The following is a 20,479-nucleotide window of genomic DNA, read 5'->3' on the forward strand; positions in this document are numbered from 1 at the left end:
GACGACCCCCTCAGTTCTAGACGCCCGGCCGCACGGCCTGGGCCACCAACTCGGCTTCCCCCCACTCGACAGGCCGGATGTGCACCGGCACGCCGTCCTGCTGTGCTTCCACGATCTTGCCGTCCCCCAGATACATCGCGACGTGGTGGATGGTGGCCGGGTCGTTCTCGTCGTAGGCCCAGAACAGCAGGTCACCCGGCTGGGCCTGCTCGACCGGCAGCATCGCGCCCGCCCGGTACTGCTGGCGCGACACCCTCGGCAGGGTGATCCCGGCGTCGCGGTAGGCCTGCAGCATCAGGCTCGAACAGTCGAAGGAGTTCTGGTGGGTGGTCAGCGCCCCCCACTGGTAGGGCTTGCCCTGCTGGGACAGGGCGAAGTTGATGGCGTCGCCGGCCTGTTTGCTCGGCGGCACCAGCGCCCCGGTGCCCTGGCCGCAGCCGGTCGGGTCGGCCACCAGGCCGACGTTGCCGATCAGGTGGGCGGCCATCGGCTCCCACTGGTGGTACCGGTCGGGGAACGCCGAGCGCTCCACGTCCTGCGCCGACTCACCGGGCCGCTGCTGCTCCCAGTTGGGCACCTCGACCAGCACGTCGTAGAACTTGTTGATCGCGTAGGTGGGGTCGATGACCTCGGCCGGGGAGCCCCAGCCCATCGACGGGCGCATCTGGAAGATGCCCAGCGAGTCGCGGTCGCCGTAGTTCAGCGGGCGCAGACCGGACTCGGTCATGCCGGCCTGGATGGCGACCTGCCACGCCCGGGGCGGCAGCTGGCGTTCCTTGCCGATCTGGATGATCTGGGCGACGACGGCGCGCTGCGGTTCCTCCAGGTTCGCCGCGTCGTCGGCGCCGCTGCCGGCCGGGCCGGAGGTGATCGGGCCGAGCGCGGCGTTGCACGGCAGCGTGGTGGCGCGGGCCTGGGCGCGCTGCTGGTCGTCGTTGACGACGGTGGTCACCGCGGCGATCGTGATCGCGGCGATCGAGGCCAGCACGATCAGGCCGGCCACCAGGGCGGTCTTCACCTCAGGTCACCTCCTCGTAGGAGGTGACGCGCCAGCCGTCGGGCGTGGAGATCAGCGTGATCGACAGGGTCGCGCCGTCGGTGGGCAGGGTGACGGTCAGCGAGTTGGTGAACGACTCGGTCGCCTCCGCCGGGCCGGTGACCTCGGTCGACGGCACGTTCTGCGGGTCGACCGTCGCCAGCTCGACCATGTACTCGGGGTCGGTGAACGGCTCCAGCCCGGCCAGCCACGCCTCCGAGGTGGTGTCCTCGGAGTGGTCGACCCAGGCCCGCGCCCACTGCTCGGCGACGTCCAGGGCCGCCGGCTCCGGCTCCGCCGAGGACGGGCGCTGGGGCGGCGACGGGATCCTGGTCGGCAGCGACGTGCTGGCCGGCGCGCCGGTCGTCGCGGCCGGGGCGTCCGGACCGCCGGCGGCGTCGGTGGTGGCCGGCCCGCTGGTCTCGGCGGCCGCGCCGGGGTCGTTGTCCTCGGAGCCGGTCAGCTGGGGGACGACGACGCTGATCGCGATGACCAGGACGCCGAGCACGACCAGCAGCACCACCAGGTGGGTCGGCGAGCGCATCGGCCAACCCCAGAGCTTGCGGTACACCGCGGCACGGCCGCGGTTGGTGCGGATCGGCATGTCATCTCACCACCGCGTCGGTGTCGCGCGGTCCGTCGCGCAGCGGCATCGGCCGGGGGGCGCGCCGGGGCGCGGGTTCACGTACCTCCAGCCCACGCGACGGCCGGTACACCACGTGCACCGGCCGGCCGGCGACCATCTCCACGTCGGCGGGCCGTGGCTGCTGGCGCGGCGGGGTGACCGGCACGCTCTCGTAGCGGCCCTCGCTGCGGCGGCTGCCGACCTGGGAGGGCACCACGACCGCGTCCTCGCCGTACTCCCAGCCCCGGTCCCAGCCCCGGTCGGTGACGGTCGCGGTGTCCACGACCCGGCTGGCCCGCCCGCCGATGGCCGCCGGGCCGCCGCGCCCGTACGGGCCGGACGCCAGGGTGGCGTCGACGTCGCCGCGCGCGGCGGGCAGTGCCCGGCCGCCCCGGGACGCCTCGACGCCGCGCCGACCGTCCAGCCGCTGCGCGGTCGCCATGATCGGGCCGGCGGCCTCCGGGCGGGGGCGGCCGATCCGGCCGCTGGTGGTCAGGGTGTCGCCGGCGAGTTCCTCGTCGCGCAGCTGGTCCCAGAACTCGTCCTGCGGGCCGCGCTGGTTCTGCTGGCCCTTGCGGCGGCGGAACCGGGAGAAGATCCCGCCGGGTGTCGGCATCGACGCGCCGGCCACGCCGACCGACAGCTCGACCATCTGCCACATGCGCTTCATCGGCCGGCCGACGATCATGAACACCAGCGTGACGATGCCGGCCAGCAGCATCTGGGTGAGCATCGTCAGGCCCACGTCCGGGCTGAAGATCATCTGCAGGAACTTGAAGTGGATACCGGCCAGCACGGCCAGGATCAGCACGTTCAGCACGACCGCGCCGACCGCGCGGCCGACCTTGCGCAGGATGTCGTGGTGCAGCAGCGCCACCAGGCCGATCACCGGCGCGGCCAGGGTGAAGATCCGCAGCAGCAGCTGGGCCAGCAGCACCGCCAGCTTGGCCATGAACTGGAAGAACGAGTACACCAGCGACTGGAAGAACGCCAGGAACCCGGCGCCGGTGCGGCTGCCCTCGGTGCCGGTGAAGTAGCCCTGGGAGGCGCCGAGCTCGTTGTAGATCCGCTGGTACTCGGCGCGCTTGGCGGCCTCCGCCTCGTCGCTGGAGTCGTTGCCGGCGACCATGTCGTCGCGGGTCCAGGCCTGGGCGGCGAGCAGCTGGCGGCCGAACTCGGTGGCGTCCGGGTCGTCGGGTTGGCCGAACTCGCCGCGCAGCCAGTTCTCGTAGACGACCCGGGTGTGCAGCTCGTTGGGCAGCACGTGTTGCTGCACGTCGTCGCGGTTGGGGTCCTCGAACCCGCTCTGGATGCCGGTGGTGGTGTCCACGATCAGCTTGTCGACCGCGTCGTAGTTGTTCACCAGCACCAGCGTCGAGGCGGCCAGCCACATGCCGCCCAGCGCCCACAGCCCGCGCCGGCTGACCGTGGCGAGGTCACCGCGCCAGATCTGGCGGAACATCAACACCGCCAGAATGATCATGAAGAGGCTGAACAGCTGCATGTAGACGTTGTCGAACACGGCGTTGGCCGCGTCGCCGATCTGCTGGTTCAGCCCGCCGAGCACGCCGCCCTCGCTCAGCGTGTAGTGCAGCGAGTTGGTGGCCGCCACGATGTTCTTGCCGATGTTGAACAGCTGGTTGCCGACCCAGGTGTCGATCGTGGTGCTCGGGTTGGACAGCGACAGCGGCTGCTGGCAGTTCGGGTCGTACTCGTGCCACACCATGCCGGCGTAGCCGTAGTCCCGGTACGGGCTGTTCGGGAACTTCTCGTCGGTGTAGGGCACCGGGTTGTCCGGCTCGAAGCGCAGACCGTTGCCCTGCGGCGGGTCGATCGCCCCCGCCATGCCGGCGCCGGGCCGCTCCGGGAACGGCGCGCAGCTGGTGTCGGGCTCCTGGGCCATGGCCGGCGAGCCGATCAGCGTCCACCCGCAGACGATCGCGATCACCACGGCGAGCGACGCGACCTTCCCGGACCGGTGAGTGGAACTCTTCCCTCGGCGCCGTGCGATGACGATCAGCACGGCGGCAACCACCACCAGGAAAGTGATCATGCCGCGTCGACCCGCCCCCGTTTGCCTGCCTTGGCACTGCCACCGTCCGGACTGGTGCCGCCACCACCGGAACCGTTGCCGCGCTGGTCCACCGGGGGACGCGGGCTCGGTCGCGGGGGCTCACCGTTGGGTGCGATCTCGCCGCCCATGGCCTCCTCGGTGAGGCCCAGCTCATGGTCGGCCGCCAGCTCGAAGTCCTCGTCCTCGGCCGGGCCGGACAGGCCCCGGGACTCGTCGTCCACGCTGCCGTCGGTCGGCGGACCGTCGGCGTCGTCCGGGTCGGGCAGCGAGGGGGCGTGCTGGTCGGGGGACAGCACCGCGCCGGCCGCGCCCTCGCGCAACGCGTCCGGGGTGGTGTCCAGCGCGCCACGCACGTGATCCAGGTGCCCGCCGGACAGGTCGATCCGGATCCGCTCGACCCCGCCGGCACCGTCACCGAAGACGAACTGGCGGGGCGAGGTGTCCCGCTCGGTGTCGCGGTGCGCGCCGGGCCGGCGGCCCAGGCTCGCGATGACCTGCTCGTAGCCGGCGCCGACCGCGACCTTGAGCAGCCGCAGCGCGTCGGCCTGCGCCTGCTCGTCGTCCAGCCGCCCGACGAACACCGAGTCGAGCAGGGTGACGAAACCCTGGATGCGCAGGAAGTCCGCCGGGATCTGCGAGGACAGCAACACCCGGACGTTCCACTTGCGGGAGTCACGGGCGAAGCGGTTCATCAGCACCCGGCCGGTCGGCACCTCCGACAGGAAGAACGCCTCGTCGATCCAGACGCCCTTGCGCAGGTCCTTGGGCCGCTCGTAGATCGACCGCTGGGTCAGCCACGCCGCCAGGTTCAGCATCTCCACGCCCAGGGACTCGGCGTCGGTCCAGTGCTCGCGGCCCACACCGTCCTTGGGCAGGGTCAGCCCGGCCATGGTGAGCACCGTCAGCCGGTCGTCGCGGGTCTCGTTGTACGGGTCGGCGTCCTGCTCGGGGATGAGCAGCTGCATCCGCTCGCGCATCTCGTCGAGGAAGTCGGCGACCACCACCGCGTGCTCGTGGTGCTCGGAGGCGTCGCGGCGCAGCGCCTCGAACACCAGGCTCGGGTCGGCGTCCTGCCGCCCGCCGACCATCCGCACCGCCCGCAGCAGCACGATCCTGGTCTGCGGCATCCGGGCCACGTCGTAGGGCAGCAGCCCGGTCAGCACGTCGAGCACCAGCCGGCGGCGGGTCGCGGCGGCCAGCGCCTTCTCCCGGCGCCACGACCGCTCCGGGTCGTCCTCGTCGACGAAGTGGTCGAAGTGCGGCTCGGCCACCACCCGGTACGGGTTGAGGATCCCCGGTTCGGCGTTGAGCAGGTTGATCGGCCGCGCGTAGGGCCGCAGCTCCGGCAGGTCACACAGCCGGGCCAGCGGGCCGGACGGGTCGAGCAGCGTCCAGTGCGCCCCCGACCGCAGCGTCTTGTAGACGACGCCGCCGCCGAGGAACGAGTTGTGCGTCGGAACGCATGTCCTCCCAGCGAGGTACATGTGATCCGCGTTGTCCACCTGGACGCAGCGCACCGGCACTGACTCCACCGGCACAACCTCAGTAACGTACCGGTAACGGTTCGTGTCCCGGGTGGCCGGGTTGAGCCGAGAGAGTTTTCTGGTGAGCCGGAACACCTTGTCCGAGGTGGTGAACGAAACGATGTACATGGTGGACGTATGTGGGTGCCGTCCCCGCACCGCCTTCATGCGCCACCGAGGCTGGTAGCCAAGGCTCAGGGCAAGCTCGCGGAAACCACGCGCCAGGCGTTCGTTCGTCACGCCGAACTCGATTCCCCCGGTCGGCTTGCAGTAACCGTCCGTGTCGAGCAGACCCGCGAGAAGCGCGCGACGCTGGCTTTCGGAAGCGCGCAGGTAACTGAGCGGGATGTGCTTGTTGTTCAGCACACCGAGTTGTCGCAGACGTGACTGCACCGTTCCCGGCAGGCTGTAGTCCCGCTGCGACGGTCGGTACCGGCACTCCTGTCCAGTTGCCTCGATCTCATCGATGATCTCCTGGTCGAAGACCGTGATGGCGGCCCGGCAGGAGGTCCCGTCACCGAGCCACACCCCGAGTGTGTACGGCTCGATGAGCAATTCGGCTTCCGGTAGGTCGAACGTCGCCGCTACCGGAACCGCGTGGTTGAGTTGCTGGCCGTCCATGAGCGATGCGGCGATCTCAACGGTCGTGTGCACCGTCGGCTGCTGGCTGACCTCCAGTGAGATCTCCCCACGTCGCCAGTGCCCTCGGACGAAGCGCGAGTAGTAAGAGGTCCCGTCGCTACGGCCTGCCGGCGTACGCCGATAGGTCCACCTGGTCGTCGGCTCACCGCAGCCGCAGGCACAGCTACCCGGAGGTGGCACCGGGCCTGGGACCGTGGCCGCGGCCCGCCGCAGCCGTTCCGCGAGACGGTCCTGTGCCTCCCAGTCCTTCCTCGTACGGGTCAACCACTGATGCTGCGCATCCGCGCGGATCACCGACCCGTCGGAGAACTTCACGTCGTAGCACGGACGGTCCAGCATGACGTCAGTGGCCGCGACCACGCGAGTCGGCTTGCCGTCCATCCCCAGCAGATAGTCGCCCACCCGCACCTGCGCCATCGTGGTCCAGCCGGTCGGGGTGGGCAGCGGGGTATCCAGGGCGAGCGCCTTCCCCCCGCCCAAACCGGCGACCATGGCCGTCAGGCCGGAGCCGTCGCGGATCTCCTGGGCCATCCACGGGTCCCAGGCCACCGGGCGGCGGGTCGCCGTGCAGGTCTCGCCGAGCAGGATGCCGCGCCGGTCACCGACCTCGGCGGTCGCCGTCGGCACCGCCGCCGCGGCCCACACCACCGAGCCCCGGCGCAGGTAGGCGCTGGAGGCCAGCGGCTCGCCGGGGATGAACTCGCGGGCCAGCGCGTACTGCGCCTCCGGGTGTTCGATGGCCACCTTCGGCTTGTACAGCTCCAGCAGCTGCTGGGCCATCCGCAGCGCGTCGCGCTCGGTCGGGCCGGACACCGCCAGCCGCCACCACGAGCGGACCCGGGTGGCGAGCGCGGTGAACCCCGAGGTCATCTCGTCGTCGATCTCCAGTACCCGGGAGGCCTGGCGGGCCAGCGACTGCGGCGGCTCCAGCTCGTGCTCGTCGGTGTAGTGCCTGACCTGCGAGCGGACCTTGTTCATCTGCCGGGACAGCTCGCCCTGCACGTCCTCCGGCCGGCGCACGTAGATCCGCGCCGACCACTCGACGGACGCGGCGAGCCGGTCGGAGTGCTGCACCCACGGGTCGTCGATCTCGGGGATCTGCAACCCGTGCATCTGGCCGACGGTGAGCACCGCGACGTGGCGGGTCATGCCGGCGTTGGAGCCGGTGCGCCCGCGCACGGTGACCGTCGGCGAGTAGGGCTCCTGGTGGAAGTCGGCGGCGTCGGTGAACGAGGCCAGGTCCTCGGGCTCCCACGCCGCGCCCGGCACGGCCGGCAGGTTGCGCGGCGCCGGCAGACCCAGCGAGCACGACCGGTGCATCAGCCAGGACATCTCCTCGGCGGTGACCGGCCGGCCCTCCAGCCCGGCCGAGCCGACGACCTGGTCGAGGTGCTCGACCTCGGAGTCGATGGCCAGCAGTTCGGCGTCCACGGCCGTCGGGAAGATCCGGCGCAGCAGCGGCGCGGCCCGCTCGACGGCCCGGTCGACCATGTTGCGGGTCTGCACCTGAACGCCGAGGTAGACCTCCTTCTCGGCCATCGACCGGCCGAGAAGTTGTTGCTGTTCACCGATGAGGTAGTCGTCGAAGGACATCGCGCCCGGGGTGTCCGGCATCCGGTTGACCGCGTTGTGCACGTGCGCCTCGGCCCACATGCGGATCGGGTACGGCCGGGTGGTGACCCGCAGGTGCAGCCAGCGGCCGGCCAGTTCGGCGTACTGGCCGGCGATGGCGGCGATCAGGTCCTGGCGCTGCGAGTCGGAGCGGAACGACCAGCGCTGCGGCGAGAGCCGGTACCAGGCGAACACGTCGTGGCCGTTGCGCAGCAGGTGCCCGTCGATGCTGCGGGCGGCGATCGAGGGCGTGTAGGTGGGAATGGAGGACTCCCCTGGCAGGCGCCGGTTGCGTTTCCCGCCTCGGCCGGGGGCGACCGCCGGCCGGTACTGCGCCTGGTAGGCGGGGTCGGGCCGCAGCGGTTCGCGGACGGTCGGGGCGTCGGGGGCGGAGTGCCGGCCGTGCGGCCGTGGCCGGGGACCCGGTTGCGGGTAGGGCGTTGGCCGCTGGTCAGGAGCGGGTTTGCCTCGACGTCCGAACACCGCCACCCCTCCTGTTCCGGGCCGGGCGCGGGGCCGGTCGGCCGCGCCTGCTGCTGTCCTTGCCTACTGGTTGACGGTCCACCCGCCGATTCGGTTGTCGACCTTGGTCACCGCGTTGCCGTCGGGACCGTTGGGCTCGGCGTTGACGTTCGCGTTCCCGCTGGTCCCGGGGGCGGCGTTCTCGTTGCTTCGGGCGGGGACGTTCGCCGCGGACCCGGACGCGGGTGGCGCTGGCCGCGCCGCCGGCGCCGCCGGTCTCCTCGCGGGGCGAGGTCAGCTCGTGCACCCACATCGCGGTGACCGAACCCAGCGGCCGTTCGTGGCTGATGCGTGAACAGATGAGCCTGGTCAGGGCGATGGTGATGACCATTCCCCAGGCGATCGACCAGAACAGGGAAATACCGATCCGCCGTTCGATCGTGAGCACGACGAGGAAAACCACGACACCGACGCCCCACGCCACGTATCGGGCGCGCCACGGCATCGTGGCTCTCGGCGGACCGAGCCAGACCGCATCGACGCGGTACACCTCGTCGTCAGTACGAATGCGCACGCGAGTCCCCTGAATGTGCTCAGCCGGTGAACAGGCCGGCTATCCACGAACCGATTTCCTGGCCGGCGTTCGTGGTCACCGCCAATCCGATGATCGCCAGGGCGACGATGACCCCGCCGAGCCGACGCATGACACCGGCGTTGTCACCTTTCCCGCCACCGAGCCAGAGCAGCAGCAGGGCGACGACGAGCAGCAGCAGGGGAATGAGGTTGTCGAGGATCCAGGCCTGGACCCCAGAGGTACCCAGGCCTTCTTGGGCGAGTTCGAGGGCGGTCGTGGCGATCATGGCTTAACTCCCAAGTGCACGAGGAGGAATCTCCGCGGGGCACCTCGTGCGGCGTGGTCTGCTGGTCGTTCGTCGTTCGTCAGTGTGCGTCCGTGCGTCTGCTGTTCGACAACGAGTAGAGCACGATTGCTATCACGATGTGTAGTGGTGCTCTGGCGCTCCGTAGATCGACATTGTGGGGCCCTCTCCTCCGCGCTGGATCGTGACATCTGACCACACCCATCATCAGGGGAACAGGGCCATCGCCGCGGCAGGTCCACCCGACTTGTCCAAGCCGCAGGGCCAGGTTCACCCGGTTGCGGACAATCCCTCACGGTAGGTGCGGGTGACCGCACGTCAACCTGCCTTCGAACTCATGTCCGATAACCCGTTCGGTCGAAGCCGTGACGGTGGCCACTGCGCTGACCATCGGACGGCACGACTGCTCCGTTCGGTGCACGCCCCTCCCCAGTGTGCTGTGGGCGAACGAGTCGGCATGTAAGCCGGATTCTGTCCCCGGCGCCGCGGTCACCCGCGCGCCGATGGGCGGTCATCCATCTTGGCCTGCCGTCGCCGACAGGCTCGTGCGGCCTACCCGCAGGCTCGGGCGGGCAGCCCTCGAACGCCTGCGCAGGATCCTCGCGGATCCCTCTTGGCCTTGCTCCGGGTGGGGTTTACCGAGCCACCCCGGTCACCCGGGGTGCTGGTGGTCTCTTACACCACCGTTTCACCCTTACCTGGTGGGTCACACCAGGCGGTCTGTTCTCTGTGGCACTGTCCCGCGGGTCGCCCCGGGTTGCTGTTGGCAACCACCCTGCCCTGTGGAGTCCGGACTTTCCTCGACGGGTCTCCCCGCCGCGACCGCCCTGCCGACTCGTTCGCCCTCCCAGGGTAGTCGCGATCACGGGGCGGACAGGTGGGAGGTGTCGTTCACCAGACGGACGGAAGCGTGCCCGTCCGGGTAGAACTCGACCACGGACAGTGAGGCGAGGTCCAGGTGCAGCCGGTGGAGCAGCGCCGGCCCGGCGTCCAGGCCCATCCGCAGCAACGACTTGATGGGCGTGACGTGGCTGACCACGATCACGTCGGCGCCGCCGTAGCGGGCGATCAGCTCGTCGCGCGCCCGCCGAACGCGCCGGTGGACGGCGTCGAAGGACTCGCCGTCGGGCGCGGGCACGGCCGGGTCGGCCAGCCAGCGGGCGTGCAGTTCGGGGTCGCGGGCGGCGGCCTCACCGAAGGTCAACCGCTCCCAGGAGCCGAAGTCGGTCTCGGTGAGCCCGTCGTGCACCACGGCCTGCCCGCCGGTGGCCTCCACGACGGCGTCGGCCGTCTGCCGCGCCCGGCCAAGCGGCGAGACGACGACCGGGGTGGCGGCGTCGATCCCGCCGATGCCCGCCAGCCGCTGGCCTGCCGCCTTGGCCTGCCGTTCGCCGAGGGCGGTCAGCGGGACGTCACCCCGCCCGGAGTACCGCCGGTCGACCGACAGCTCGGTCTGGCCGTGGCGCAACAGCAGCAGCCGGGTCGGTGTCCCGGTGGCCCCGGTCCACTGCTGGGGCGAGGGCGACAACAACTCGGAGACCTCGGCCGTGTCGGCCGAGGTTCGGCCCTGTGCGGAGGTGGCGGGCCGGTGCGCCCGCTCAGCTTTTCCCGGGTTGCCGGCCTGGGCGTCCATCGCCTCGTTGGCGAGGCGGTCGGCGTGGGCGTTGCTCGCGCGCGGGATCCACTGGTAGGTGATCCGGTCGAAGCCGCCGGCCAGCTCCCGCGCCTCGACGACCAGCGGTTTCAGCGCGGGATGCTTGACCTGCCACCGCCCGCTCATCTGCTCGACGACGAGCTTGGAGTCCATCCGCACCTCGACGGCGCTGGCACCGAGTCGCCGCGCGGCCCGCAGCCCGGCGAGCAGCCCCTGGTACTCGGCGACGTTGTTGGTGGTGACGCCGAGACCCTCGGCGTCCTCGGCGAGCACGTCGCCGCTGCCGGCGTCGAACACCACCGCGCCGTAGCCGGCCGGCCCGGGGTTGCCCCGCGATCCGCCGTCGGCCTCGACGATCACCTTCACAGGCCCGACTCCCCGGTGCGCACCAGGATCGCGCCGCACTCCTCGCAGGTCAGGACCTCGTCGGCGGACGAGGCGGAGATCCGGGACAGTGCGCTGCGGTCCATCTCCAGCCGGCAGGCGCCGCAGCGGCGGGCCCGCAGCAGCGCCGCGCCGATGCCCTTGTTGGCGCGGACGCGTTCGTAGAGGGCGAGCAGCGCCTCGGGGAACACGGGCACCAGCTTGACCCGTTCGTCGTCGCGGCGGGCCTGGGTGGTGTCCAGGTCGGCCAGGGCCTCGTCGCGGCGGCGGGCGGCGTCGGCGAGGGTCTCCTGCGCCTTGGCGAGTTCGACGCCGGCGTGCTGCCCGTCGGCCTCGACGGCCTCCCGGCGTTCCATGATCTCGAGCAGTTCGTCCTCGAGCGTGGTCTGCCGGCGTTGGAGGGTGGCCAGCTCGTGTTCGAGGTCGGTGAGCTGTTTGGCGGAGACGCCGCCGCCGGCGAGCAGCGCCCGGTCGCGGTCGCCGCGGGCGCGGACGCCGTCGATCTCCTTCTCCTGGCGTTTGACCTCGCGGTCGAGATCGTCCAGGGCGGTCGCGTTGGCCACCTGGGCGTCCCGGCGTTCCCGCACCGCCCGCTCGGCGGCGGCGATCTCCTCAAGCTCGGGCAGCGTGCGGCGCCGATGCTCGGTTCGCGCGAGCTCCGCGTCCACGTCGGCGAGTTCGAGCAGGCGGCGCTGCACGGCGGGATCGGCTTTCACCCTGGCATCCTCCCGGTAAGGCCTGGCACCGAAGCGACGGTCCAGGGATCGGTGCGGCGAGTTGAGACGGTGATGTCGACGTTACCGTCGAGGCCCGCGCGCAGGATCGCCGCCGCCTGCTCGCACCACGGCCACTCGCTGGCCCAGTGCGCGACGTCGACCAACGCGGGCCGCCCGGGATCGGCCAGGTGCTCGGCGGCCGGGTGGTGGCGCAGGTCAGCTGTGACGTAGACGTCGACCCCGGCGTGACTGGCCGCGTCGAGGTACCCGTCCCCGGCGCCGCCCGACACCGCGACCCGGCGGACGAGCCGGTCCGGGTCCCCCGAGGCGCGCACCCCGGCGGCGGTGGCCGGCAACGCCGCCCCCACCCGCTCGACGAACTCGGCGAACGTCTCGACGCCCGGCAGTTCGCCGATGCGTCCGATGCCGGTCCGCCCGTCCCCTGTGCCCGCCAACGGCCCGACCACGGTGAGCCCGAGGGCGGCGGCCAGTGCGTCGGACACGCCGGGGTCGGCGGAGTCGGCGTTGGTGTGCGCGCAGAACAACGCGGAGTTCGCCCGAACCAGCCGCTGCACCAACCGCCCCTTCGGTGTCTGCGCCGACACCCCGTGCACCCCCCGCAGGAACAACGGGTGGTGCGCCACGACGAGCTGCGCCCCGAGACCCAACGCTTCGTCCACAGTGGACTCGACCGGGTCGATGCAGATCAGTACGCGGGTGACCGGGTCGTCCGGGTCCCCACAGACCAGGCCCACCGCGTCCCACGCCTCGGCCAGCTCGGGCGGGTAGGCCTTCTCCAACACCGCGATGACGTCCGCGACCGTAACCATCACACCAACCCCGCTTTCAGGTTCCCGTGGTCAGACCCCAGCTCCGCCCGTAACGCGCGAACCAGCGCGGCGCACGACTCCGGATCCCGCACCGCCACCCGGAGGTGGTCGGCCGTCAGCCCCGGAAACGTATCGCCCCGCCGCACGGCGATTCCTCTGCGCCGCAGACCTTCCCGAACCCGTTCGCCGTCCTTCACCGTCAGCAGGAGGAAAGGCCCGGACGCCGGCTCGTGCACCTCGATTCCCGGTATTCCCACCAGTTCCCCGACCAGCGACTCCCGGTTGCGGACGATCTCGTTGGCCACCCGCGCGGCCTCCGCCGTGGCCGCCGGACCGGAACAGGCCTCGACAGCGGCCAGCTGGAGCGTCCCCACAGGCCAATGTGGACGGTTGCGCGCGAGCCGCGCCAACACCTCGGGAGAGCCAAGCGCGTACCCCGCGCGCAGTCCGGGCAGGGCCCAGGTCTTGGTCAGCGACCGCACCACCAGAATTCCCGGGTTCGCCTCCCCGGCAAGCGATTCGGGCTCACCGGGAACCGCGTCCATGAACGCCTCGTCGACGACGACCACCCGCCCGGGCCTCACCAACCCGAGAAGGTCCGCGCGGTCGTGCAGCACCGACGTGGGGTTCGTGGGATTACCGATCACGACAAGATCAGCGTCCTCCGGCACCGGCCCCAGCCGGTACCCGTCGTCGGCCGAGAGCATGATGCGCCGCACCGGAATCCCGGCCTGGCGCAACGCGACCTCCGGCTCGGTGAACGAGGGGTGCACCACCGCCGCGAGCCGCGACCGCAACCCCGGCAACAACGCGAACCCCTCGGCGGCGCCGGCCAGTACCAGAACCTCCTCCGCCGCCCGCCCGTGCCGCCGCGCGACAGCGTCCCTGGCCGCCAGATCCTCGGCCGGTGAGGGATAGCGCCCAACCCCACCCACCGCGTCGACCAACACGTCCCGCAACCAGTCCGGCGGGCCGCCGCCCCGCACGTTCACGGCGAAGTCGAGCAGCCCCGGGCGGGCGTCAACATCGCCGTGATGGCGCAAGTCGGTCATGGCGGCCGATCCTAGAGCCTGGTCATCCGTGGTTCGCCGCTGCGCGTTGAGGGTCACCTCGCCTCCGGCCGCTGACCCCACCGCCGAACCCGCCGGCTACCCGCCGCGCCCGGGCAACCACCCCCGCCGACCACGCACGGCGACCGCCCACCGTCCGTTCGGTGTCCCTCACCATCGCCCGCCACCGCCTTCGGGCAGCCCAGCCACCAGCCATGGTCGCCGGGCGGTGCGGGTGGGCGAGACCTGCCGGGCGGCAACCAGCACACTGGCCACATGCCCAGCCAACCTCACCTCCACCTGAGTTTCGTCTGCTCCGGCAACATCTGCCGTTCGCCCATGGCGGCGTTGGTCGTCGGCGAGCACCTTGACCGCGCCGGGCTCTCCGAGCGGGTTCGGGTGACCAGTGCCGGCATCGGCCCCTGGCATGTCGGCGAGCCGGCCGATCCGCGCGCCGCCCGTATCCTCGCCGCGCACGACTATCCGACCGGGCACAGCGCCGCGCAGGTCGACTCGGAGCACCTGTCCGCGGATCTGCTGCTCGCGATGGACACCAGCCACGAGACCGCACTGCGTGACCTCCTCACCCACCAGGGTGATGACCCGTCCCGCGTACGGATGTTCCGGTCCTTTGACCCGCAAGCGCACGGTGACCTCGACGTTCCCGACCCCTACTACGGCCACGGCGACGGCTTCGCCGAGGTCCTGGGCATGATCGAAGCCGCATCCCCCGGGCTGGTCACCTGGGTCCGCGGCCACCTCACCCCGTGACGGTCGCCCGGGAGGAGCGGCCCGACGGCACGGTCGTGGCCATCAAGCACAACACCGACCCGGGGGCCGCCGCCGCCGAGGCCGCCGGGCTCGGCTGGCTGGCCGACGCGGGCGCGGTGCGCGTTCCGGCGGTGCGTTCGCAGGACGACGAGTGGCTGGTCATCGACTACGTCACCTCGGCGCCCGCCACCCCGGCGGCCGCCGAGGAGTTCGGGCGAGGCCTGGCCCGGCTGCACGCCGCCGGCGCCCCGGCGTTCGGGTCGCCACCCCCCGGCGGACCGGTCGACGCCTGGATCGGACGCGCCCCGATGCGGAACGTGCCGGGCGAGGACTGGCCGTCCTGGTACGCCGCCCACCGCATCGAGCCGTACCTGCGCCTGGCCGCCGACCAGGGAATCTCCCTGCCGGACGTGGCGCGGGTCAGCGACCGCGTCGACTCGGTCGCTGGACCGGCCGAATCGCCGGCACGACTTCACGGTGACCTGTGGAACGGCAACGTGCTGTGGTCGGCGGACGGCGTGTGGCTGATCGACCCGGCGGCCCACGGCGGGCACCGCGAGACCGACCTGGCGATGCTGCACCTGTTCGGCTGCCCGCACCTGGAGCGGATCGTCGCCGCCTACGACGAGACCGCCCCGCTGGCCGACGGTTGGCAGGCGCGCCGGCCGCTGCATCTGCTGTTCCCGCTGCTGGTGCACACCGTGTTGTTCGGCGGCGGCTACGCGCGGCAGGCGTCGGAGGCCGCCCGGGCCGCGTTGCGCGGATGACCTGCCCTACCGTTGGGGTGTGCGTCTGCGGTTCCTGCTGAAGCCAGGCTGGTTGGCGTTGACGGCGGTGGTCATGCTGTTCGCCATCGCCTGTTTCGCCGTGCTCGCACCGTGGCAGTTCTCCCGCCACGCCGAACGCCAGACGACCAACGACGCCGTCACCGCCTCCACGACGGCCACGCCGGCGCCGCTGGCCGAGTTCACCGAGCCGCCCGCCGAGTGGCGCTCCGTGACCGCCACCGGCACCTACCTGACGGATGACGAAGTCGTAGCCCGCCTACGCACGGTGCTCGGCGAGCCCGCGTTCGAGGTGCTCACCCCGCTTCGCCTGGCGGACGGCTCGGTGGCGCTCATCAATCGCGGCTACGTCCGACCCGATCAGGGTGACGTCCCCCGCTACGCCGAGCCACCGTCGGGCGAGGTGACAGTCACCGCCCGTTACCGCCCTGACGAGCGTGACCCGCGTTCCCGGGAGATTCTGCCCGGCCGCGACGGCCATCTCCAGGTCTACGCGGTCGATTCACGCGCGGTGGCAACGGCCACCGACCTGACGATCCGGCCCGGCTACCTGGCCCTGACCGACGAGGCCCCCGGGGTCCTGGCCCCGCTGCCGCTGCCGGTTCTGGAAGCGGGCCCGTTCCTGGGCTACGCCCTGCAGTGGATCACCTTCGGCGTGATGACCCTGCTGGCGTGGCTGTACTTCACCTGGCGTGAGGCACGCCCCGGCGGCGCGCTGACCAGGCAGAGCTCGCCGACCCAGCGCCGGTCGGTGGCACTGCAGATCGCCGAGGAGGAGGCCCGCGAACGGGCGGCGGCCGCTCAGTAGCCACCGCCGGAGGGCGTCACCGAGGAAGTGGTGAGGTCGCGGGCGCTCAGCGGGCCTGCTCAGTGGTCCTGCTCAGTGGTCCTGGTCGAGGGCGTCGACGATTCGGGCCAGGACGGCGCGCCAGTGGTCGCGCTGGCGTACTCGTTCGGCCTCGTCGGCCAGGCGTTCCTGGTGGAAGCGGAGCACGGTGCGGCCCTCGCCCCGGGAGGACAGGGCGACCTGAACCGTCGAGTCGTGGTCCCAGCCGGCCGGGCGCCAGGTGATCCGCATCCGGTCGTGCGGCCGGAAACTCCGCACCTCGCCGACGGTGCCGTCCGCGCTCTCGTACCGATCGCCCCTGCTCGTCCCCAGTTCCGTCACCCCCAGCCAGAGCCGAAGTCCCCGGGGGCTCACCAGCAACTCCCACACCTGCTCCACCGGGTGCCGCACGGTCCCCGAGACCCCGATCTCCCATCCGGCCCCCTGGGTCAGCCCCACCATCGTCATCACCTCTCACTGTAACCACTTAAACCGGTAGGTCGTAACCTACTATAGTGGTTACATGAGTGTTGGTCCCCGGGTACTCACCGGCCACAACGGGCAGCGGTTCACGTTCGACCCGGGAAGTTTCGCCATCGAACTGCTGCTGACCGGCGGCCCGGGCGCCTACGCGATCTGGGAGATCCTGCACGAGCCGGCCGACCTGGCGCGGTGGCTGACCACCTCCCGCCTGACCGACACCGCTCCCCTGCGCGTCGAGGACCTCCACATCACCCGAACCGACCTGGACAGGATCAGGGAGTTCCGCGACTGCCTGTGGAGGGCGGCCGAAGCCGTCATCCGAGGCGACCACCCGTCCGGCATCGACCTGACGGTCATCAACGCCGCCGCCGACCGCCGCCCCGTGCCCCGCCTCGACCCCGCGACCCTGACCCAGACCTGGGGGACGCCGGTCCACGGGGTCCAGGTGCTCGGCGCGGCGGCCGTGGACGCCATCGAGGTCCTCGCCAACGCACCGGCCGGCCGCCTACGCCAGTGCTCGGCGGACAACTGCCAACTGCTGTTCGTGGACACGTCCCGGCCGGGCAACCGCCGCTGGTGCTCGATGCAGCGCTGCGGCAACCGCGCGAAGGTCGCCGCCCACCGCACCCGCTCCTGACGGGTCGATTCAGCGGCGGGCGCGGAACAGGGCGACCAGCGCCGCCAGGACGGTGGTCAGGCCACCCACCACTCGTGACAGTTCGACCGCCCTTGTCACGTGGCCGGAGTCGGGAGTGCGGCCTTCGCCGAGGACGGGGCGTTCTTCCACGCCGTGCGCGTAGACCGTTCGACCGCCAAGGCGGACTTCCAGCGCGCCGGCGAACGCGGCCTCGACCCGCCCGGCGTTGGGGCTGGGGTGGGCGGCCGCGTCGGCCTGCCAGGCCTGCCACGCCCCTCGCCAGGACCCGCCCACCACCGGTGCTCCGGTGACGGTGAGGGCGGCGGCGAGCCTGGCCGGCAGGAGGTTCACCACGTCGTCCAGGCGGGCGGAGGCCCAGCCGAAACGGCGGTAACGCTGGTTGCGGTAGCCGACCATCGCGTCGAGGGTGTTGATCGCGCGGTAGCCGAGCAGGCCGGGGACGCCGGCCACCGCCCCCCACACCAACGGCGCCACGACCGCGTCGGAGGTGTTCTCGGCCACCGACTCGACGGCCGCCCTCGCCAGACCGTCAGCGTCCACATCGGACGGATCGCGGCCGCACAGGTGTGGCAGCCGATCCCTTGCCGCGTCGAGCTTTCCGGCGTCCAGTTCGCGGCCGATGGCGGCGCCCTCGACGGCCAGCGAGCGTCCGCCCAGGACCAGCCAGGTCGCCGCCGCCGTGGTCACCACGCGGACGGCCGGACGACCCCGGCCGGCACGTTCGGCCAGCACGCCCAACGCCGTCGCGCCGCCGGCCAGTACCGCCACGTGCAGTACGCCCGCCGTCTTGTTGTCGCGGTAGAGCGTTCGCTCCACCCGTTGCGCCACTTTTCCGAAGCCGGCCACCGGATGCCCGCGTCGTGGATCGCCGAATGCCCCGTCGGCGGCCACCCCGAGCAGTAGGCCGAACGCGCGCGCCACGCCCACTACGTCACCACCCCCCACGCCCCCGAACCGATTCCGGGCCACGCGTTCGTCACCGTAGCGCCAACGCCGGGGCGCCCGCGCACGGGCGCTGATTGGATGTGAGGCATGTTGCGTGCGAGTCGATACGGCGTGTTCCGGCGCCGCTACGAACTGTCCGACGACGGGAATCCGGTCACCGAGCTGGCCAGGTTCCGGCGGGAGAGCTGCGAGTTCCTGGTCGAGGGCGTGACGCTGCGCGTCACCAGAGAACGCGGCAAACGGTTCGTGCTCGACGGCCCCACCGGACGCCTCGCCACCGCCGACCGCGAAACCAGCCGCCGCTGGGCGATCACCACCCCGACCGGCCGACTCGAACTGGCCCGACCGTCGATGTGGAAGTCGGCGTGGGAACTGGGTCGCGGTGGCCAGCCCGTCGGGCGGATCGCGTATGACGGAGTGTTCACGCGGACGTCGTACGCGGACCTGCCGAGCGACCTGCCGCTGGCCATTCGGGTGTTCGCGCACTACGTCGTGCTCATGATGTGGGAGCGCGCGGCCGCCGCGGCCGCCGCCTCCTCGTGAACCCGGCGAAGGTGCTGGTTACCGGGGCGGCGGGGTTTCTCGGGCGTGCCGTGGTTCGGGCCTTGGCCGGGCGGGGGCATTCGGTGACGGCGTTCACCCGGGGGGACGGCGCGGTCCCGGAGGGTGCCGATCGGCATGTTCGGGGTGACGTCCGGGACGCCCACCGGGTCGCCGAGGCGGTCGGTGGGGTGGACGCGGTGTGTCATCTCGCGGCGTTGACCGGGGTGCGGGCGTCGTTCGCCGAGCCGTTGGAGTACTGGCTGACCAATGTCGGCGGCACGGTCAACGTGTTGGCGGCGCTGGGCGGCGACGGTGGACGGCTGGTGGTCGCGTCCACGGCCGCCGGGCGGGACAGCAGTCCCTACGCGGCGACCAAGTGGGCCGCCGACCGGGCGTGCGCGGATGTCGCGGCCGCCGGTGGTCTCGGGGCGGTGAGCCTGCGCGCCTACAACCTGGCCGGACCGGGGGATCCCGACGAGCGGCGGTTGATCCCGAAGATCCTGGCGGTCGCGGCGGGGCGCGGGGAGTTCGTGGTCAACGGTGACGGGTCGGTGATCCGCGACTTCGTCCATGTCGAGGACATGGCCGACGCCGTCGTGCTGGCGTTGGACGCCTGCGCGGCGGGCGGGTGGCGGGGTTACGACATCGGGAGCGGGCGGCGCACGTCGGTGCTGGAGGTCGTGCGGGTCGTCGAGGACGTCACGGGGCGGGCGGTGCCGGTTCAGCACGCTCCGGCGGTGGACGAGCCGGCGGTGCTGGTCGCCGATCCCACGTCGGCGCGGCGGGAGTTGGGGTGGCGGCCGGCGCGCTCCGACGTCCGCAGGATCGTGGAGGACGCCTGGCGGTCGTGACACCGGCGCACCGGTTCCGATAGTTCACTGCTCGATGTACTGTTCTCCTCGTGCTGAACTCACAGAGGCAGGCCGTGCTGACGCGGCGGATCCGTTGGCTCGTCGCCGCGACGATCGGGTACAACGTCGTCGAGGCCGTGGTGGCGATCAGCGCGGGAACGATCGCGTCATCGACGGCACTGGTGGGCTTCGGCCTGGACTCGGTGATCGAGGTGGCCTCGGCGGCGGCCGTGGCCTGGCAGTTCTCCGGCGCCGATCCGCACGCCAGGGAGCGGACGGCACTGCGCGTCATCGCGGTGTCGTTCTTCGCGCTGGCGGCCTTCGTCGGCGTGGAGTCGGTCCGGGCGCTGCTGGGCGGCGCGACGGCCGACCATTCCACCGTCGGGATCGTGCTGGCGGCGGTCTCGCTGGCGGTGATGCCGGGGCTGTCCTACGCGCAGCGACGGGCAGGCCGCGAACTCGGGTCGGCCAGCGCCGTGGCGGACTCCCAGCAGACCTTGCTGTGCACGTACCTGTCCGGCGTGCTGCTCGCCGGCCTGCTGCTCAACAGCCTGTTCGGCTGGAGTTGGGCCGACCCGGTCGCCGCGCTGGTCATCGCGGGGGTGGCGGTGCGCGAAGGTCGGGAGGCCTGGCGCGGAGATCAGTGCTGCTGAGACGGCGCGAGGATCTGTTCGCGCAGGATGTCGGCGTGGCCGCAGTGCTGGTGCAGTTCCCGCAGGACCTGGAGGTACACCCAGTGCAGGGTGCGCGGGCCGCCTCGGTGGCCGGTGACGACCGCGTCCAGCGGCAGGTCGGCGACCATCGTCCGCGCCGTCGCGCAGGCCGACCGGAACGCGGCGGTGACCGACTCGATGGTGTCGTGCGCCGCCAGCTGGAACGACTCGTCGGGAGAGTTCACCAGGCCCAGGTCCGCGCGGGGGCGGCCACCGACACACTCCTCGAACCAGATGCGCTGCATCCACGTGACGTGCTTGAGCAGCCCCAGCAACGTCGTCGCCGACGGGACCAGGCGGCGGCGGGCCTGGTCCTCGGTGAGACCGACCAGGGTCGCCTCGATGGCGGTGCGGCCCTGCTCGACGAACGTGTCCAGCTGGGTTCGGGTGTCGGCCACGAGCACCGGCGGAACTCCTTGC

At 71.8% G+C, this 20,479-nt stretch carries 20 protein-coding genes and 1 other RNA gene; 7 read left to right on the forward strand and 14 right to left on the reverse strand.

Features of this window, described 5'->3' with window-relative positions:
- Window positions 1-16 precede the first annotated feature (16 nt).
- From BLA60_RS12680 to cobC, 11 genes are all read right to left on the reverse strand, one after another.
- A complete protein-coding gene (locus BLA60_RS12680) occupies window positions 17-1,018 on the reverse strand; it encodes a C40 family peptidase (protein WP_075133057.1) in 1,002 nt (333 codons plus the stop codon).
- 1 nt (window position 1,019) lies between these two features.
- Window positions 1,020-1,640: a hypothetical protein gene (locus BLA60_RS12685; protein ID WP_075133058.1), complete on the reverse strand. Its 621-nt coding sequence runs from the start codon at window positions 1,638-1,640 to the stop codon at window positions 1,020-1,022.
- 1 nt (window position 1,641) lies between these two features.
- Complete coding sequence (locus BLA60_RS12690; protein ID WP_075133059.1) at window positions 1,642-3,714, reverse strand: hypothetical protein; 2,073 nt, start codon at window positions 3,712-3,714, stop codon at window positions 1,642-1,644.
- Window positions 3,711-7,994, reverse strand: coding sequence for an ATP-binding protein (locus tag BLA60_RS45460; protein WP_162292953.1), 4,284 nt, complete (start codon window positions 7,992-7,994; stop codon window positions 3,711-3,713). Before BLA60_RS45460 ends, BLA60_RS12690 begins: the two co-directional genes overlap by 4 nt.
- Window positions 7,963-8,547, reverse strand: a complete 585-nt coding sequence (locus BLA60_RS45465; RefSeq protein WP_245811954.1) for a hypothetical protein — start codon at window positions 8,545-8,547, stop codon at window positions 7,963-7,965. Before BLA60_RS45465 ends, BLA60_RS45460 begins: the two co-directional genes overlap by 32 nt.
- A gap of 19 nt (window positions 8,548-8,566) precedes the next feature.
- A complete protein-coding gene (locus BLA60_RS12710; protein ID WP_075133060.1) occupies window positions 8,567-8,833 on the reverse strand; it encodes a hypothetical protein in 267 nt (88 codons plus the stop codon).
- A gap of 462 nt (window positions 8,834-9,295) precedes the next feature.
- An RNA gene (gene rnpB, locus BLA60_RS12715) (RNase P RNA component class A) lies at window positions 9,296-9,689 on the reverse strand.
- A 24-nt stretch (window positions 9,690-9,713) separates the two neighbouring features.
- On the reverse strand, window positions 9,714-10,865 hold the full coding sequence (locus tag BLA60_RS12720; protein WP_075133368.1) for a bifunctional RNase H/acid phosphatase: 1,152 nt from the start codon (window positions 10,863-10,865) through the stop codon (window positions 9,714-9,716).
- Window positions 10,866-10,867: 2 nt separating this feature from the next.
- Window positions 10,868-11,605, reverse strand: a complete 738-nt coding sequence (locus BLA60_RS12725) for a zinc ribbon domain-containing protein (protein ID WP_075133061.1) — start codon at window positions 11,603-11,605, stop codon at window positions 10,868-10,870.
- Window positions 11,602-12,435: a Nif3-like dinuclear metal center hexameric protein gene (locus BLA60_RS12730; protein WP_075133062.1), complete on the reverse strand. Its 834-nt coding sequence runs from the start codon at window positions 12,433-12,435 to the stop codon at window positions 11,602-11,604. The genes BLA60_RS12725 and BLA60_RS12730 overlap by 4 nt, the downstream gene beginning before the upstream one ends.
- A complete protein-coding gene (cobC, locus tag BLA60_RS12735) occupies window positions 12,435-13,487 on the reverse strand; it encodes an Rv2231c family histidinol phosphate aminotransferase CobC (protein ID WP_075133063.1) in 1,053 nt (350 codons plus the stop codon). The genes BLA60_RS12730 and cobC overlap by 1 nt, the downstream gene beginning before the upstream one ends.
- 273 nt (window positions 13,488-13,760) lie before the next feature.
- On the opposite strand from cobC, the gene BLA60_RS12740 reads away from it, so the two are divergent.
- The 3 genes from BLA60_RS12740 to BLA60_RS12750 are packed head-to-tail and all read left to right on the forward strand — an operon-like array spanning window position 13,761 to window position 15,848.
- Window positions 13,761-14,255 (forward strand): low molecular weight protein-tyrosine-phosphatase, encoded by a 495-nt coding sequence (locus tag BLA60_RS12740; protein ID WP_075133064.1) that lies wholly within the window; start codon window positions 13,761-13,763, stop codon window positions 14,253-14,255.
- The gene (locus tag BLA60_RS12745) at window positions 14,252-15,022 is read left to right on the forward strand and encodes a fructosamine kinase family protein (protein ID WP_075133065.1); all 771 of its coding nucleotides are present in this window, start codon (window positions 14,252-14,254) and stop codon (window positions 15,020-15,022) included. The genes BLA60_RS12740 and BLA60_RS12745 overlap by 4 nt, the downstream gene beginning before the upstream one ends.
- A gap of 19 nt (window positions 15,023-15,041) precedes the next feature.
- On the forward strand, window positions 15,042-15,848 hold the full coding sequence (locus BLA60_RS12750) for an SURF1 family cytochrome oxidase biogenesis protein (RefSeq protein ID WP_075133066.1): 807 nt from the start codon (window positions 15,042-15,044) through the stop codon (window positions 15,846-15,848).
- Between the two features lie 72 nt (window positions 15,849-15,920).
- Here BLA60_RS12750 and BLA60_RS12755 read toward each other — a convergent pair whose 3' ends face one another.
- A complete protein-coding gene (locus tag BLA60_RS12755) occupies window positions 15,921-16,334 on the reverse strand; it encodes an SRPBCC family protein (protein WP_154814312.1) in 414 nt (137 codons plus the stop codon).
- Between the two features lie 55 nt (window positions 16,335-16,389).
- Here BLA60_RS12755 and BLA60_RS12760 point away from each other — a divergent pair, with 55 nt between their 5' ends.
- Complete coding sequence (locus tag BLA60_RS12760) at window positions 16,390-16,986, forward strand: CGNR zinc finger domain-containing protein (protein WP_075133067.1); 597 nt, start codon at window positions 16,390-16,392, stop codon at window positions 16,984-16,986.
- Between the two features lie 9 nt (window positions 16,987-16,995).
- On the opposite strand, the gene BLA60_RS12765 is transcribed toward BLA60_RS12760, so the two are convergent.
- Window positions 16,996-17,934 carry a cobalamin biosynthesis protein gene (locus BLA60_RS12765; protein WP_075133068.1) on the reverse strand — a complete coding sequence of 313 codons (939 nt, stop codon included), beginning with the start codon at window positions 17,932-17,934 and terminating at the stop codon, window positions 16,996-16,998.
- A 105-nt stretch (window positions 17,935-18,039) separates the two neighbouring features.
- On the opposite strand from BLA60_RS12765, the gene BLA60_RS12770 reads away from it, so the two are divergent.
- The 3 genes from BLA60_RS12770 to BLA60_RS12780 are packed head-to-tail and all read left to right on the forward strand — an operon-like array spanning window position 18,040 to window position 19,999.
- A complete protein-coding gene (locus BLA60_RS12770) occupies window positions 18,040-18,495 on the forward strand; it encodes a hypothetical protein (RefSeq protein ID WP_154814313.1) in 456 nt (151 codons plus the stop codon).
- Between the two features lie 11 nt (window positions 18,496-18,506).
- Window positions 18,507-19,346: an NAD-dependent epimerase/dehydratase family protein gene (locus BLA60_RS12775; RefSeq protein WP_281257445.1), complete on the forward strand. Its 840-nt coding sequence runs from the start codon at window positions 18,507-18,509 to the stop codon at window positions 19,344-19,346.
- A 50-nt stretch (window positions 19,347-19,396) separates the two neighbouring features.
- Entirely contained in the window at window positions 19,397-19,999 is a 603-nt protein-coding gene (locus tag BLA60_RS12780) for a cation efflux transmembrane domain-containing protein (RefSeq protein ID WP_075133070.1), read from the forward strand.
- Here the strand turns inward: BLA60_RS12780 and BLA60_RS12785 are convergent.
- A complete protein-coding gene (locus tag BLA60_RS12785) occupies window positions 19,987-20,463 on the reverse strand; it encodes a DinB family protein (protein WP_075133071.1) in 477 nt (158 codons plus the stop codon). The genes BLA60_RS12780 and BLA60_RS12785 overlap by 13 nt on opposite strands.
- Window positions 20,464-20,479: the final 16 nt, after the last annotated feature.

This window comes from Actinophytocola xinjiangensis, assembly GCF_001921215.1.
GTDB classification, from domain to species: Bacteria; Actinomycetota; Actinomycetes; order Mycobacteriales; family Pseudonocardiaceae; genus Actinophytocola; species Actinophytocola xinjiangensis.